A 14,391-nucleotide genomic window follows, 5' to 3' on the forward strand; every position below is an offset into this window, starting at 1 on the left:
CCCCGTTGGAGATCGTTCTGGTGCACGGTGCCGGAGGCCGGCCGACCACCTGGTCAGCCGTGGCCCCGCTGCTGACCGCGCGCGGCCACCACGTGGTGACAGTGACGAACCCCATGACGTCGCTGGCGGACGACGTCGCCAACACGCTGGCGGCGGTCGAGGCCACCACGGGCCCGGTCCTGCTGGCCGGCCACTCCTACGGCGGTGCCGTCATCACCAACGTCGGCCGGCATCCCCGGGTACGCGGACTGGTCTACATCGCGGCCTTCGCCCCCGACGAGGGCGAATCGGTGAACGAGATCGTGGAGCGGTACGAGCCGGCCGAGATCTCCAAGTACATGCGGCGCGGGCCGAACGGCGACTGGAAGTCCGAGCCGGACCCGGAGTTCTGGGCGGAGATCGGCTGGGACCTGTCGGCGGAGCAGCGGGCGATCGTCGAAGCCGAGGGCCGGGCGGCCGAGGACCTCATCTTCAAGCAGGCCACCGGCGAACCCGCCTGGCGGAAACTGCCCAGCTGGTACGTGCTCGCCGAGCAGGACCGCACGTTGCGCCCGGAGATCCAGGCCGACATGGCGGAGCGCATGGGCGCGACGCTCGAACGCGTTCCCGGCAGCCACTACACGACCCTCGTCCACTCAGCGCGGGTGACCGACGTGATCCTGACCGCCGCGGCCGCAGTGATGTCGTGAGCGAGCCGGTGCTGGAGGTGCGCGACCTGCGCGTCGAATTCGACGTGCTGGACGGCCGGTTGCCCGCGGTCGCCGGGGTGGACCTGACGCTGCGCCGAGGGGAGATCCTGGCCCTGGTGGGCGAGTCCGGCTCGGGGAAGTCCGCCCTCTCGATGAGCCTGGTCGGACTCAACCGCGGCCCGCGAACGCACATCAGCGGCGAGGTCTCCTTCGGCGGCGTGAACCTCGTCGAGGCGCGCGAGTCCGAGCTGCGCCGGGTCCGCGGCAAGGACATCACGGTGGTCTTCCAGGACGCGCTCGCCGCGCTGAATCCGCTGCACCGGGCCGGTGCCCAGGTCAGCGAGATGATCAGGACGCACGCCGACGTGTCCCGCGCCGCGGCCTGGGAGCGCTCGGTCGAACTGCTCGGCGAGGTCGGCATCGCCAATCCGGGCGAGAATGCCAGGGCCTATCCGCACCAGCTCTCCGGCGGCATGCGTCAGCGGGTGATGATCGCGATGGGGCTGGCCAACGACCCTGCCGTGCTCATCGCCGACGAGCCGACGACCGCGCTGGACGTCACGATCCAGGCGCAGGTCCTGAGGGTGCTCGAGCGGCTGCGCGCCGAGCACGGGACGTCGATCATCATCATCACCCACGACCTGGGCGTGGTCGCCGAGATCGCCGACCGGGTGGCGGTGATGTACGCGGGCCGGATCGTCGAGCAGGGCACGCGCGCGGAGGTGCTGGAGTCGCCGCAGCACCCGTACACGATGGGCCTGCTCGCCTCGGTGCCGCCCATCGACGGGCCGGTCGCCGAGCGGCTGCCCGCCATCCCGGGCAGCCCGCTGACCGGGATCGACCGGCCGCCCGGCTGTGCCTTCGCGCCGAGATGCGCCGCCGCTCACGACGCCTGCTCGTCGCCGCCCGATCTCACCAGGCGGTTCGGCGGTCCCGGCCATCTGGACGCCTGCGTCCTGGACGAGCCCGGACGCGCTGCCGTACGTGGGGGAGCCGCCGTACATCAAGGGGAGGGCGGGCCATGAGCGTGCCGCTGATCCGGGCCGAAGGACTGCGCGTGGAATTCCCGGGGCGGTCGGCGGGGAAGGTCCAGGTGCTCAGGGACCTCGACCTGGAGATCTTCGAGGGCGAGACGCTGGGCCTGGTCGGGGAGTCCGGCTGCGGCAAGTCCACGCTCGGCCGGGCGCTGCTGCGGGTGATCGCACCGGCCGCCGGACGGATCGAGTTCCTCGGCCGGGACCTCACCCGGCTGCGCGGCCGGGCCCTCCGCGAGACCCGGGCGGACCTGCAGATGGTGTTCCAGGACCCCTTCGGTTCGCTGAACCCGCGCCGCAAGGTCGCCGACATCGTCGCCGAGCCGCTGGTACGGGCCCGGAGCGCGACCCGCGCAGCAGCGGCGGACACCGCCGGCGAGCTGCTCGACCTGGTCGGGCTGGGCCGCGAGGCGGGCAAGCGGCGGCCGGGGGAGTTCTCCGGTGGCCAGCGTCAGCGGATCGGCATCGCCCGGGCCCTGGCTTCCTCGCCCCGTTTCGTGGTCGCCGACGAACCGGTCTCCGCGCTGGACGTGTCGATCCAGGCCCAGGTCGTCAACCTGCTGACCGATCTCGTGCGCGACCGGGGCCTGACGATGCTGTTCATCTCGCACGACCTGGGCGTGGTGCGGCACATCGCCGACCGGGTCGCGGTGATGTACCTGGGACAGATCATCGAGACCGCGGCCAGGGACGACTTCTTCGCCGGTCCCGCGCACCCCTACAGCCGTGCGCTGCTGTCGTCTGTGCCGTCTCTGCGCGCGAGCCGGAAACGGATCGTGCTCGACGGAGACCTGCCCGACCCGGCCAACCCGCCGCGCGGATGCCTGTTCAGCACCCGTTGCCCGCTCGTGGAGGACCGGTGCCGCACCGAGCGGCCGGAACTACACGAGATCGCACCTGGGCGGCAGGTCCGCTGCCACCTAGCCAAGGAGACTGACGATTGATCATTGACGCGTACAACACCACGCAGGACGTGCGCGGCAGGTCCGACTACCTGACCGGTGCGCGTCCCGGCGAGGCGCCGCCGCCGTACGTGCCCTTCGACCCGCGGCGCATCCTCGACAGGATGGACGCGGCCGGGGTCGACATGGCGATGGTCTGCTCGCTCGCCCAGCGCGTCGAGAACGACTTCATCATCGGCCTGACCAAGGCACACCCGGACCGCCTGTTCGGCTTCGGTCAGGTGCTGCCCCAGGCCGACGACGCGCTCGACGAGATCGACAGGATCGCCGACGCCCGGCTGCCCGGACTCAAACTGCACCCGAGCCTGCACGGCTACCACGTCGCCGACCACGGCCTGCTCGACCCGGTCTTCGAGGCGTGCGCACGGCGTGGCCTGATGGTGCTGATCAACGCACTCGACGACGCCTTCTGCGCCCCGCTGGCCATCGAGGAGATCGCCCGCAGCCATCCGGGCGTGCCGACGATCATTGCCCACATGGGGGCGGTATGGAACGTGCCCGAGGCGATCATCGTTGCCGAGCGCCAGCCACACGTGTACCTCGAGACCTCGGCCACGCTGATGAGCGACGTGAAACGGGCCTACGCCCGGCTGGGTCCCGAGAAGATCCTCATGGGCAGTGAATGGCCGGGCTCCGACTTCGACCTGGAACGCATGAAGATCGCCAAGGCGATTCCGGACGAGAAGGACCGGGCCCTGGTGGAGGGCGGCAACATGGCCAGGCTCCTCGGACTCGCCACGTGAGCGCCGAGGGGGTACGGCCCGTGACACCGCCCGCCACGATGCCGGGACCGGACGTGGAGCTGCTCTCACTCGCGCAGGACCTGCTCGCCCGGGTGTGGCGGCAGGGCAGGCACGAGGTGGCCACCGCGCTGCGCACGGCCGACGGCTCCGTCCACACGGGCGTGCACGTCGAGGGCTCCTGCCGGCGCAGCTCGATCTGCGCGGAAGGCGTCGCCATGGGGGCGGCCCGCGGCGCCCTCGCCCCGGAAGCGCCGCTCCAGGTGGACAGCGTCGTCTCCGTCCAGATCAAGCCGGCGGGGCAGTTCCGGATCATCGCGCCGTGCGGGGTGTGCAGGGAGCTGATCAGCGACTACAGCCCCGACGCGACCGTATGGATCACCGCGGGAGAGACCGTGGAAGCGATGGGCGCGCTGGACCTGCTCCCCGAGAAGAGCCGCCGCCAATGGTGAAAGGAGACCTCATGACCGCTCGTACCAGCGGCCTGGACATTCCCGCGCTCGCCGCCGAACTCGGCGGCACCGGCAGCGCCGTGCTCTGGGAAGAACTGACCTGGCAGGAGGCCAGGTCCACGGCCGCCGAGCGCGACGCGGTGATCATCCCGGTCGGTGCCGTCGAGCAGCACGGACCGCACCTGCCGCTCAACGTCGACACGCTGATCTGCCAGGCGGTCGCGCAGGGCGTCTCCGCGCTGACCGGCGTTCCCGTCATCCCGCCGCTCAGCTTCGGCGTGTCCGGCTCGCACGGCGACTTCGCGGGGACCGTGGCGCTGCGCCCGGAAACGCTGATCAGCGTCGTCGAGGACGTCATCGACTCCCTGCACGCCTCGGGGGTACGCCAGTTCGTGCTGCTCAACGGCCACATCTGGAACAACGGCTCGCTCGATGTGTCCGCGGAGAAGCTCCGCGTACGTCATCGCGACTCGCGGGTCAGGGCGCTCGGCTACGTCACCATGTATCCCGGCCCCGAGGTCGACGGCCACGTGACGTACGGCAGGGCCCTGATGCACGCCAACTACTTCGAGACCTCCGTCATGCTCCACCTGCATCCTGGGCTGGTCCGGATGGACCGGGCGACCTCTCACGTCGACGTCGACTCGTTCTGGGACTACCGGATGGACCAGGTCAGCGAGACGGGGGTGTGGGGTCGCGACGTCGCCGAGGCGAACGCGGAGCACGGGGCGGCCGAGTTCGACCGCTGCGTGCACACGACCGCGCGAGCCGTCGCCGCCGCCGTACGCGAGCCGTGGCCAGATCCAGCGCACCGACCCGGAGACACGAAGTGAAGATCTACGACATCACCCTGCCCATCCATCCCCAGATGCTGCACTGGGGGCGCAAGCCCGAGGTCGAAGTGGTGGAGTCGCTGGCCAACGGCGACGCGTCGAACGTCACCCGGTGGCGGCTCGGCGCCCACACCGGCACGCACGTGGACGCGCCGGCGCACTTCGTCGACGGCGCCACCCCCATCGACGAGGTGTCGCTCGAATCCCTGGTCGGCCCGGCCGTCGTGGTCGACCTGACCCACGTGGAGGGTGACATCGAGGTCACCCACCTGGCTCAGGCCGGGGCGGCCGGTCAGCGCCGGGTCCTGCTGAAGACCAGCAACTCGGCGGGGCCACTGAAGGAGACCGACCGGGCGCCCAACTGGGTCGGCCTGTCCCCGGAGGCGGCCGCCTGGCTGGTCGAGCAGAAGGTGGAACTGGTCGGCATCGACTACCTGACGATCGAGAGCCACCGCCGCACCGACACCTGGGACGCCCACCACACCCTGCTGGGGTCCGGCGTGCTGATCCTGGAGAACGCCGACCTCGACCAGGTCGCGGCCGGGCCGTACGAGCTGGTGTGCCTGCCGGCCAAGCTGGTCGGCGCGGACGGGTCGTTCGCCCGCGCGATCCTCATCGACCGGAGCTGACGTGACCCAGGCGGGCATCGCCCAGGAGGGCGCCACTCAGGCGAGTATCGCCATCGCGGCGCCGCATCGGGCGGGAGTGGCCGCGGCGCGGGAGATCGTCGCGGCCGGAGGAGGGGTCGTCGATGCGGCGCTGGCCGCGGCGGCGGCACTGACGGTGGCCTACCCGCACCAGTGCTCGGTCGGCGGCGACCTGGTGGCGCTGGTACGCAGTGCCGAGGGCGAGGTCCGGGCGGTGCTCTCCGCCGGTGCCGCCGCCGGCGGACTCGACGTCGACGCGTTGCGCGGCGGATCGTCGCGGATGCCGCCGGGCGGGCCGCTGACCGTGACCGTGCCGGGAGTCGTCGCCGGCTGGGCGACGCTGGCGGACCTGGGCGGCACGCTGCCGCTGCGGCGGGTCCTGGCACCCGCGGCGAAGCTGGCCCGCGACGGCGTGGCCGTCAGCGACGGTCTGGCCAGAGCCATCAAGGCCAGGCTCGACGTCGTCCGAGCCGATCCCGGGCTGGCCACGCTCCTCCTCCGCGGGGACGGCGAGCCGCTGCCCTCCGGCGCCGATCTCCGGCAGCCCGCCCTGGCCAGGACCTTGGAGTCGGTGGGAGCCGACTGGCGTTCCTTCTACACGGGAGAAGTCGCGGAGCGGCTGGTCGGCGGCCTGCGCGGGCTGGGCTCCCCGCTGCGGGCGGCCGACTTCGCCGCCCATCGCGCCGAGGTGTGCGAACCGCTGCGGGCGGAAGCGGGCGGCCTGACCTGGTGGACGGCCCCACCGCCGAGCCAGGGCGCGTCGCTGCTGGCCGTACTGGACGCAGGGGAAGGTCTGCTGGCCGGTGCCCGGTCGGCGGAGGCGCGCAGGGACGCGTTGCTCGGTGACCCGCGGACGAGCCCGGTGGACCTGGACGGGCTGCTGCTGCGCGCGGACCGTTGCGTGGAGCGGCTACCCGCCGGGCCGAAACCCGCGGGGGACACGGTGGCCATCACCGCCGTGGCCGGCGACGGCAGCGCGGTCACGTTGATCCAGAGCGTGTTCCAGAGCTTCGGATCCGGCCTGCTGGAGCCGTCTACCGGCGTGGTGCTGCACAACCGAGGTTCGGCCTTCAGCCTGGTGCCCGGTCATCCCGGTGAAGTGCGCCCAGGAGCGAGGCCGCCGCACACGCTCTGCCCGGCCATCGGGACGGGCGGCGGGAAGGTCGTGGCGCTCGGCTGCCAGGGTGGCAGAGCTCAGCCGTGGATCCTGGCGCAGGTGGCCGGGGACGCGGCGGAAGCGGAGGATCTGGCCGGACTGCTCGCCCGCCCCCGCTGGGTGATCGGCTCGCGCGACCTGGGTCTGGCCGACCCGACCCTGGTGCTCGAACCTGGCGTGCCCGGGTCGGACGCCCTCGCGGTCACCGCCCGCGACCTCGGACTCGCCGTCGCGTCGCGGCCCGGCCCGCACGACGATGCCGGCCATGTCCAGGTGGCACGGCTTGGTCCGGAGGGGCTCGCCGCCGCCACCGATCCCAGGGCGGACGGTGCCGCTGAGGTTCTCGGTGGAGGCCGGCGGACCTCATAGTCGCGGGGCCGGCCGGGCGGCGTGCCGGAGACCTGCTCGGCCACCTGTCACCTGGGCAGCGGCGGCAGGCCTCTACCTCGCCTTCCGTTAACGCGACTGGCTCTATCAAGCTAGATGCGCAGCATACGATCACACATGCTCATGTGCTCGCCGACTCGGTCCACGACATGAACTGGCCGTGCAGGTTGGCGAGCTGCCGCCGGAGGTGTTCGTTCCTACTGGCGTTTCTGAAGCCGAATGGTGGCCTCGTCGAGCCGCTGCCAAACGGAGACGAGGTCACGTACGAGGCGCGCTGGGCGACTGGAACGATCGGCTGCCCTGAGTAGCTGCCCCCTGCATCCCCGACGTGATCAAGACGATCAGTTCCCGAAGGCGCTGGAGGTGCGGCCCTCGAAACCGGCCACCCATTCGCGTACCGGCGAGCTCGTCCGGATCGTGGACGACCGCTCGCTCTGCTGAGGGGCCGTCCGGAGCCCCGGCGTGCGGGCCTCCGGACGGCGGCGCAGCCTCACCCCCACAGGCAGGATCCGGCGCCCGCGATGATCCCGCCGTCCGTCCCGACGATCATTCCAAGTGGCCCGCCAGGAATCCCTGCGATCGCGCCCCCGAGCCCCCACCAGAGCCCCTGCTTGCCGCAGTGAACCGCACGCTGGTTGCGCTCGCGCTGCCGCTGGAGCTTCTCCGGGTCGTCGCCGCCTTGGATCAGGCGCGTGCGCAGAAGGGGCGTAGCAGCTCGGCGCGGCGGACACCGCGTACCTGGAGCAGGCCAAACCTCCGACGACAGTGCTTACAGCTGCTTCACTGGCGCCGTATCCGAGGTCGGCATGCTTTTCTGGGTGCTACAGCAGTCGTTCGCTTTGGGCGGCTGCTTCTTCTCGGGTCGCGGTGAGGAATGCTCGGCGGAGTTGTTGTGGCCGTGAATTCTCGACGTTTGCGGGGGTGGGGCGTTGCGGGCCGGTGTGGTGCTGGTAGAGGTGCCAGCAGGTGTGGATGCCGTGGAGCAGGTTGTCGAGGAGGTCGGGGGCGGGCCGGGCGGGGTCGAGCGAGGTGAGGGGCAGGTAGACGCTGTCGGGGCCGAGGTCGGTTCCGGGGTGCTCGGTGTGCGCCTTGCCCATGAGTTTCTGGGCGGCGGTGATGCGGTGTTGGACTTCGAGGATGCCGCGCAGGTGGCCGTCGGCGATGTGGAGGGCGTTGCGGATGAGGGGCATGACGACGTGTCGGGTTCGGGCGCCGGTGTCCATGGCTCTGGTGATGTCGGTGAGGCTTTCGACGGCGAGGGGTTTGTCGTGCTGCTCGGCGCTGGCGACCACCTGGATCGGGTGCATGCCGGTGTGCTGGGCGGTGATGGTGACGGCGGCGTGGAACCAGTGGGCGGCGGCGATGGCGGCCGCGGTGGGATCCACCTCCGTGAAGAGGTCCTGGCTGCCGAAGGGATTGTCGTGCAGCAGGCGGTCGGCTTGGGAGATCTGCAGGGGTGAGGCGTCTTCGCGGCTGAGGGCGACGGCTTGCTGGGCGCGTTCGGACAGGTCACCGCGTTCGGCCTGTTCGATGGCGGCCAGTTCGGCGGCGACGTCGGCGGTCACGTGCGTGGTGAGCTGAGAGGTACCGAGCACACGCAGGGCATGGGCAACGGCGTGAGCGGCTCGCTCGACCTTGGTGCCGATCGGCTGGTCGGTGGGTCGCGTGGTGGCGATCAGGGTGGGGAGGATTTTTTCGAAGGCGTCCCGTTCCTGTTGTCGGTGCCAGCCGAGGCTGTGAGGGCTGTGCCGGTCGGCGGAGCTGGCGGGGTGCGTGTACGAGCGCCAGCAGACGTGGGACAGGCGGGTCAGCTCCGCGGCGAGTCGGCGGGTGTTCTGGTGGAGCTGGTCGTGGGTCAGCCGGGCCACGACGATGGCGGTGTCGCCGATGCCGGTGCTCCACTGCGCCAGAAGCGTGTTGTGGGCACGGTCGATGGCATACCGAGTCACGAAGACCTCTTCAAGGAAAGGGGAGGACCAGAGAAGGAGAGCTGTGCTCGGGGCAGTTTCTGGCCATGCCCAGGATGCTGGATCTGCCGCTCGCGTGAAGCCTCTTTGACGTTGTTGCGAGTCCCTGATCAGCGCTTTTGCTCAGAGACGCGGCATAATTCCTTCTCCTGTGCCGGTTACGGCGCCAGGACCACGCCGCGCCAGAACTCGGTGACGCGGCTGGTGCGCATCCGCGGGTCTCGCGCGTTCACCACCGACTCCAGGTGGAGGCCTTTGTCGGCGTACAGATCGACGTGGAGAGCTGCTGGAACCGTTTCATGGCCTTGCGCACGCCCGCCTTGACCGGCTTCTCCAGAGCGTCGAGGCTCTCCCAGAAACTGTTGGCGGAGGAGAGCTGCGGCATGCGGTCCTCCGGGGGAGACGGGGGTTCGTAACGGCCGATCCTATGCCGACTCACGACGCCTGATCAGGCGGTCGAGAGATCAGTAGATCGAGGGAGAACGACAACCCGGGCAGGTGGCGGCTGTTGCGCGCTCAGATGCCGATGAGCCGGACGCGGCTACCGCACAAGCGGGTCATGTCGTCCACGTCAGAGGTCAGCATGACCACCGGACCTGGCTGGCGCAACGCCATCTCGGCGACCGTCGCGTCGATCGCGTATTTGTGGCCGTGGAGGCCGGCGGCCTTGAGCAGCTCGGCGGACTGCTTGGCCGCACTCTCGGTCACCGGCTCAACCTTCACCCGGGAGAGCACCCACCGCAGGCGGGGGATGTCCACTCGTGTGTGGCTGACCTCCACGATGGTGTTGGCGCCGATGACGAAGTCGGCGCCCATGGAATGGAACACCTGAAACATGGCGAGGATCTTGCGATCCTGCGCGATCCAGGCGGAGAGCCCTTGGGAATCCAGGACGACGGTTTCGACGTGCTCGATCACGCCGCGCTCGCCGAGCCGTCGGAACCCGCAGACCCGAAGATCCTGGCATGAGCCTCGATCAGCTCCTCGTCGGTGAACTCCCCATGTGCCTCCTGGTGACCTTGCAGGTCGGCGCCCATAAGTTGGTGCCGCAGTTGGCGCGCCACCGCCTCGGCGACGTAACCGGAGACGTTGTCGGTGAGCTTCTTGAGCTCGGCGACCTGGTCGCTCGGCAGTGTCACTGTGATGCGTGTCGTGTCGGCCATAGGGCAAGCATACTTCGGTATGCGCGTAGCCGATGTCTGGCTCCGCTGGTACCGGCGTGCCTTCGATCGGTGATCCTGGCCTTCATACGGCGGCACTCGCTCTACTCGCTCAGGCATCCGTCACACGCGCAGGACGGTGACCTGGCGGCCGGACGGTGTGGTCGCCTGGTCGAAGCCGCCGCGTTCCTTCCAGGTTGGAGCTTCGGGGCGACGGTCGAAGATGACCAGGACGCCGGTGGGCAGGGTGAGGCGGTCGAGGTAGCGGTCGAGTTGGGCCAGGCCTTCGGGCTTCGGGTCGTCTGCACCGGGTCGCCAGACCTTGAGTTCCATGGCTTCGCGTTGGATGAGTCGTTGGCCGTCGGGGCCGTTGTAGGGCCAGCGGGCGAGCATGTCGAGGCGTTTGGTGCCGGCGGCGTATTCGCGGTCGAGGTAGCCGCCGCCGTTGACGAGGCGGTGCAGGAAGGCCATGAGGATGATCTGGCAGGCGGCTTCGTGATAGCCCTCTTGCTGGATGAGGACTTCGCCGTGTTCGCGCCAGAAGATCACGAACTCTTCCAGCAGGCGTGGCAGGTCGAAGCGGCCGTCGGGGAGTACGAAGGTGTGCGGGTCGGCGCGTACGAACCGTTCGGTGCGGTCGCCCAGGACCCGGAGCAGGACTTCCCGGTAGATGGGGTTGGCGATTTCCAGGTCTCTGGTGCCCCGGATGAGGCCGAGGTCGTGTACGTAGGAGGCGGCGTGGTCGAAGGCGATGTCCGTGCCCGGGGACGTGCCGGCCACGATGGGTTCGATCACTCGTTTGACGCGGGGGTCGTGCAGCCGGGCCGCCAGGGCGTCCAGGTGGGTGGCGCGGGCGCGGATGAGCCGCTCTTTTGCGTCCTCCACCTGCCCGTCACCGATCGTCCCGGTCACTCCCATTTCAACGGTGATCTCATGGGCGAGGGCGTTGACCAGCCAGGGTTGTCCCTGGGTCAGCTCGAAGACCCGGTCGATGGCGTCCTTGGTGAACTCCTGGCCGGTCGCCTGGGTGTGCTGGTCGTAGAGCTCGGCGATCTGGTCGGTGGTGAAGTCGCCCAGGCGCAGCGACTTGGCGATGATGTTGAACGGGCTGGCCGCGTTGTACCGGTCGGGGGCGCCGCCCGAGGCGACCTTGTAGTCGCGCAGGTCGCGTAGCCCGCACAGCACCACCGATGTGGGGAACGGACGCCCCTCCGATCGTACGTTGTGGCCGTGGCGGAGTTGGCTGAGGATGCTGATCAGGCTGTCGCCTTGCAAGGTGTCGATCTCGTCGAGGAACAGCACGACCCGGCGTGGGCAGCGGCGGCACCACGCGCTCAGCGCCTTGCGGAACCGGCTGCCCACCTGCGCCTGCGGCGGCCAGGGGTCCGGCGGCAGCAGTTCGTCCGGCCATCCCGAGGCCTCGGCGGCCTCGCGGAGTGTATCCAGCAGAACCGCCTCCGTGAGAGCAACATCGTCACCGGCCGTCTTGGCGTCCTCGCAGGAGAACATCAGCGCCGCGATGTCGCCCTCGGCGGTCAGCTCGGACGCCAGGGCGGCCAGCGTGGTCGTCTTGCCGGTCTGCCGGGGCGCGTGCAGCACAAAGTAGCGGTCCATCTCGATGAGCGCGCGCGCCTCGGGAAGCCGTGGTGTGGGGGGCAGCATGTAGTGGAGCTGCGGGTCGCAGGGGCCGGTGGTGTTGAAATATCTTGCTCGGGGTGGTGGCATGGTCACATTCTGCCACCACTCTGACCTGAGGACCCGAAGATCCTCAGACGAGCCTCGGCCAGCGCCTCGTCGGTGAAAGGTCCCTGCTGTTCCCGGCGCAGTAGGTCGGCGCACAGGGGCGAGTGGTGCAGCAGGGACTGTCGGTAGATCGGGTTGGCGATCTCCGGTGCTCCGGTTCCCCGGATGAGACCCAGATTGCGAACGTAGGAGACGTCGTCGTCGCAGGGAACGTCCGTGCCCGGCAGTGTTCCTTCCATGATCGCCCGGATTACTCGTTCCACCCGGGGCTCGTACAGTCGTGTCATGAGGGCGTCCAGGTGGACGGGGCGCTTCCGAATCAGTCGTTCCTTGGCCTCATCGACCTGTGCGGTGGTGATGGTGCCGCTCACCCCCATCTCCGAAGTGATCTCGTGGGCGAGGGCGTTGACCAGCCAGGGTTGCCCCTGGGTCTGCTCGAAGACCCGGTTCACGGTGTCCTTGGTGAACTCCTGGCCGGTCGCTTGCGTGTGCTGGTCGTACAGCTCGGCGATCTGGTCGGTGGTGAAGTCGCCCAGACGCAGTGAGTCAGCGAGGATGTTGAACGAGCTGGCCGGGCTGAGCCGTGCCGGGTCGCTGCCGGAGGCGACTTTGTAGTCGCGCAGGTCACGCAACCCGCACAGCACCATCGAGGCGGGGAACGGATGTCCTTTGTGCCGCGCGTTGTAGCCGTGGCGGAGCTGGCCGAGGATGCTGATCAGGCTGGTGCCCTGCAGGGCGTCGAAGTCGTCGAGGAACAGCACTACCCGGCGCGGGCAGCGGCGGCACCACTCGCTCAGCGCCTTACCGAACCGGGTGCCCGCCTGTCCCTCAGGCCAGGAGTCCGGTGGCAGCAGTTCGTCGGGCCATCCCGACAAGTCGGCGGTCTCGCGGAGGGAGTCCAGCAGAATCGCTTCCGTGGCGGCGATGTCGTCGCTGAAGACCTTGGCGCGCTCGCAGGAGAACGACAGGGCGACGATGTCGCCCTCGGCGGTCAGGTCGGAGGCCAGAGTGTCCAGGATGGTCGTCTTGCCCGTCTGCCGGGGCGCGTGCAGCACGAAGTAGCGATCTCTTTCGATGAGTTTGCGCACCTGCTGGAGCTGCGGCGTGGGCCGCAGCATGTAGTGGCGCCTCGGGTCGCAGGGTCCGGTGGTGTTGAAATGCACTGCTGAGAGTGTTCGCATGATCACAGCCTGCCATCTCTTTGCTCGGGTTCCGCAGCTGATCCCGGTTCTGGGGCATGATCGAGGGTAAAAGTGCAGGTCGGCGAAGAAGCGAATCTAGTCCGCGTGCTCCAAGCAACAGTGAAGGGCCCATGGCGCGGCTCCCGGCGTCCGACTAACCCACGGCCTCGGTGGGACCAAGGTGGAACGACGTCAGCGGGCAACCACCCCGATTTTCAGCCCGGAACGGTGCGGGTAGCGAAAATTCATCCGTGCAGGCCAGCGCTGGATGGTGATTACGTACCTCGAGTCTCAGGGGCGTGAGGTCTGCACCGCCGCGGCATGATGATCTGTCGTGCTGCTGCGTCTGGTCTACCTCATCGTGACGATCGTCTTCGCGTTCCTGCGGCTGCTGCCAAGGAGTGACGGTGATAAGGAGGTCGAGATCCTGGTGCTGCGGCACCAGCTGACGGTCCTGCAGCGCCAGGTGCCCAAGCCTGCCTTCACCTCCGGCGACCGCTTTGTGCTCGCCGGGCTGCTTGGTCACCTGCCGATGGGTAAGCTGCGACGCCTCATGTTGCTGGTGCGCCCGGAGACCATCCTGCGCTGGTACCGCGATCTGCTCAGACGCCGCGACGCCGCAGCCTGCACGCCTCGGCGTCGAGGGCGCCCACGTACCATCTCCTCCATCCGCCTGCTGGTGCTGCGCCTGGCTCGGGAGAATCCCTGCTGGGGGTACCGGCGCATCCACGGCGAGTTGGCCGCCCTCGGCGTCACGGTCGCCGCCTCCACCGTGTGGGAGATGATGAAGGTCCACGGCGTCGACCCATCACCCGGGCGGCAGCACACCGCTTGGGCCGACTTCTTACGCGGCCAGGCGGAGGCTCTGCTGGCGTGTGACTTCTTCGAGGTCCGCACCTTGACCGGGATCCGGCTGTACGTCTTCGCCGTCATCGAGCACGCCAGCCGGCGGATCCGGATCCTCGGCGCCACCGCGCACCCCACGGGCAGTGGGTCGCCCAGCTCGGCCGGAACCTCGTCATGGACCTGCAGGACGCGGGTAGCAGTGCCAGGTTCCTCATCCATGATCGCGACGCGAAGTTCACTGCGGCCTTCGACGCGGTGCTGGCGGATGCCGGGATTCGCGTCGTCAGAACCGGGGCCCGGATCCCCCGGATGAACGCGATCATGGAGCGTTGGATTCAGACCTGCCGGCGTGAACTGCTGGACCGCACGTTGATCTGGAACCAGCGTCACCTGCTTCATGCCCTGCGCGAGTTCGAGACGTTCTACAACGGTCACCGGCCACACCGGGCCCTCCGGCAGGCCGCTCCGCTCCGACCGCTCCCCGGCCCGGGCGCCGATCGAGCCCCGATCACTGGGCTCGACATCCGTCGACGTGATCGTCTGGGTGGTGTCCTCAGGGAGTACCGGCATGCCGCTTGACCTGGACGGATGTAT

Annotated in this window: 17 protein-coding genes; 10 read left to right on the forward strand and 7 right to left on the reverse strand. The window is 69.4% G+C overall.

Annotated features, from left to right (window positions below; genetic code table 11):
• The first annotated feature begins 5 nt into the window (after positions 1-5).
• From ACQPWU_RS17250 to ACQPWU_RS17285, 8 genes are read left to right on the forward strand one after another with little or no spacing between them, the layout of a single operon-like run.
• Positions 6-689 carry an alpha/beta fold hydrolase gene (locus tag ACQPWU_RS17250; protein ID WP_433441162.1) on the forward strand — a complete coding sequence of 228 codons (684 nt, stop codon included), beginning with the start codon at positions 6-8 and terminating at the stop codon, positions 687-689.
• Positions 686-1,714, forward strand: coding sequence for an ABC transporter ATP-binding protein (locus ACQPWU_RS17255; protein WP_433441164.1), 1,029 nt, complete (start codon positions 686-688; stop codon positions 1,712-1,714). The genes ACQPWU_RS17250 and ACQPWU_RS17255 overlap by 4 nt, the downstream gene beginning before the upstream one ends.
• On the forward strand, positions 1,711-2,667 hold the full coding sequence (locus tag ACQPWU_RS17260; protein WP_433441166.1) for an ABC transporter ATP-binding protein: 957 nt from the start codon (positions 1,711-1,713) through the stop codon (positions 2,665-2,667). The genes ACQPWU_RS17255 and ACQPWU_RS17260 overlap by 4 nt, the downstream gene beginning before the upstream one ends.
• Entirely contained in the window at positions 2,664-3,428 is a 765-nt protein-coding gene (locus ACQPWU_RS17265) for an amidohydrolase family protein (protein WP_433441168.1), read from the forward strand. The genes ACQPWU_RS17260 and ACQPWU_RS17265 overlap by 4 nt, the downstream gene beginning before the upstream one ends.
• Entirely contained in the window at positions 3,425-3,877 is a 453-nt protein-coding gene (locus ACQPWU_RS17270) for a hypothetical protein (RefSeq protein ID WP_433441170.1), read from the forward strand. The genes ACQPWU_RS17265 and ACQPWU_RS17270 overlap by 4 nt, the downstream gene beginning before the upstream one ends.
• Before the next feature lie 11 nt (positions 3,878-3,888).
• Positions 3,889-4,710, forward strand: coding sequence for a creatininase family protein (locus ACQPWU_RS17275; RefSeq protein WP_433441172.1), 822 nt, complete (start codon positions 3,889-3,891; stop codon positions 4,708-4,710).
• Positions 4,707-5,339, forward strand: a complete 633-nt coding sequence (locus tag ACQPWU_RS17280) for a cyclase family protein (protein ID WP_433441173.1) — start codon at positions 4,707-4,709, stop codon at positions 5,337-5,339. Before ACQPWU_RS17275 ends, ACQPWU_RS17280 begins: the two co-directional genes overlap by 4 nt.
• A gap of 1 nt (position 5,340) precedes the next feature.
• Entirely contained in the window at positions 5,341-6,882 is a 1,542-nt protein-coding gene (locus tag ACQPWU_RS17285; protein WP_433441175.1) for a gamma-glutamyltransferase, read from the forward strand.
• Positions 6,883-7,241: 359 nt separating this feature from the next.
• Here ACQPWU_RS17285 and ACQPWU_RS17290 read toward each other — a convergent pair whose 3' ends face one another.
• The 7 genes from ACQPWU_RS17290 to ACQPWU_RS17320 all read right to left on the reverse strand — a co-directional run bounded on the left by ACQPWU_RS17290 (position 7,242) and on the right by ACQPWU_RS17320 (position 12,951).
• Positions 7,242-7,394, reverse strand: a complete 153-nt coding sequence (locus tag ACQPWU_RS17290) for a hypothetical protein (protein WP_433441177.1) — start codon at positions 7,392-7,394, stop codon at positions 7,242-7,244.
• A 327-nt stretch (positions 7,395-7,721) separates the two neighbouring features.
• Entirely contained in the window at positions 7,722-8,849 is a 1,128-nt protein-coding gene (locus ACQPWU_RS17295; RefSeq protein ID WP_433441179.1) for a hypothetical protein, read from the reverse strand.
• Positions 8,850-9,096: 247 nt separating this feature from the next.
• The gene (locus tag ACQPWU_RS17300) at positions 9,097-9,252 is read right to left on the reverse strand and encodes a hypothetical protein (protein ID WP_433441181.1); all 156 of its coding nucleotides are present in this window, start codon (positions 9,250-9,252) and stop codon (positions 9,097-9,099) included.
• Positions 9,253-9,383: 131 nt separating this feature from the next.
• Positions 9,384-9,785, reverse strand: coding sequence for a DNA-binding protein (locus ACQPWU_RS17305; protein ID WP_433441182.1), 402 nt, complete (start codon positions 9,783-9,785; stop codon positions 9,384-9,386).
• On the reverse strand, positions 9,782-10,030 hold the full coding sequence (locus tag ACQPWU_RS17310; RefSeq protein WP_433441184.1) for a hypothetical protein: 249 nt from the start codon (positions 10,028-10,030) through the stop codon (positions 9,782-9,784). The genes ACQPWU_RS17305 and ACQPWU_RS17310 overlap by 4 nt, the downstream gene beginning before the upstream one ends.
• Before the next feature lie 120 nt (positions 10,031-10,150).
• Positions 10,151-11,689 carry an AAA family ATPase gene (locus tag ACQPWU_RS17315; protein WP_433441186.1) on the reverse strand — a complete coding sequence of 513 codons (1,539 nt, stop codon included), beginning with the start codon at positions 11,687-11,689 and terminating at the stop codon, positions 10,151-10,153.
• Positions 11,690-11,754: 65 nt separating this feature from the next.
• On the reverse strand, positions 11,755-12,951 hold the full coding sequence (locus ACQPWU_RS17320) for an ATP-binding protein (protein WP_433441188.1): 1,197 nt from the start codon (positions 12,949-12,951) through the stop codon (positions 11,755-11,757).
• Positions 12,952-13,285: 334 nt separating this feature from the next.
• Between ACQPWU_RS17320 and ACQPWU_RS17325 the strand changes: the two genes are divergently transcribed.
• Both ACQPWU_RS17325 and ACQPWU_RS17330 read left to right on the forward strand, forming a co-directional pair.
• Positions 13,286-14,110, forward strand: a complete 825-nt coding sequence (locus tag ACQPWU_RS17325; RefSeq protein WP_433441190.1) for a hypothetical protein — start codon at positions 13,286-13,288, stop codon at positions 14,108-14,110.
• On the forward strand, positions 14,107-14,376 hold the full coding sequence (locus ACQPWU_RS17330; protein WP_433441192.1) for an integrase core domain-containing protein: 270 nt from the start codon (positions 14,107-14,109) through the stop codon (positions 14,374-14,376). The genes ACQPWU_RS17325 and ACQPWU_RS17330 overlap by 4 nt, the downstream gene beginning before the upstream one ends.
• The last annotated feature ends 15 nt before the right edge of the window (positions 14,377-14,391 follow it).

The sequence above is a fragment of the Nonomuraea sp. CA-141351 genome, assembly GCF_050944675.1.
In the GTDB taxonomy this organism is placed as follows: Bacteria; Actinomycetota; Actinomycetes; order Streptosporangiales; family Streptosporangiaceae; genus Nonomuraea.

Bases quoted from the DNA above. Each gene is read 5' to 3' on its own strand.
- ACQPWU_RS17260 (WP_433441166.1), top strand. From the start codon at position 1,711: ATGAGCGTGCCGCTGATCCGGGCCGAAGGACTGCGCGTGGAATTCCCG.
- ACQPWU_RS17275 (WP_433441172.1), top strand. From the start codon at position 3,889: ATGACCGCTCGTACCAGCGGCCTGGACATTCCCGCGCTCGCCGCCGAA.
- ACQPWU_RS17300 (WP_433441181.1), bottom strand. From the start codon at position 9,252: ATGCCGCAGCTCTCCTCCGCCAACAGTTTCTGGGAGAGCCTCGACGCT.
- ACQPWU_RS17310 (WP_433441184.1), bottom strand. From the start codon at position 10,030: ATGGCCGACACGACACGCATCACAGTGACACTGCCGAGCGACCAGGTC.
- ACQPWU_RS17315 (WP_433441186.1), bottom strand. From the start codon at position 11,689: ATGCTGCCCCCCACACCACGGCTTCCCGAGGCGCGCGCGCTCATCGAG.
- ACQPWU_RS17320 (WP_433441188.1), bottom strand. From the start codon at position 12,951: ATGCGAACACTCTCAGCAGTGCATTTCAACACCACCGGACCCTGCGAC.
- ACQPWU_RS17330 (WP_433441192.1), top strand. From the start codon at position 14,107: ATGAACGCGATCATGGAGCGTTGGATTCAGACCTGCCGGCGTGAACTG.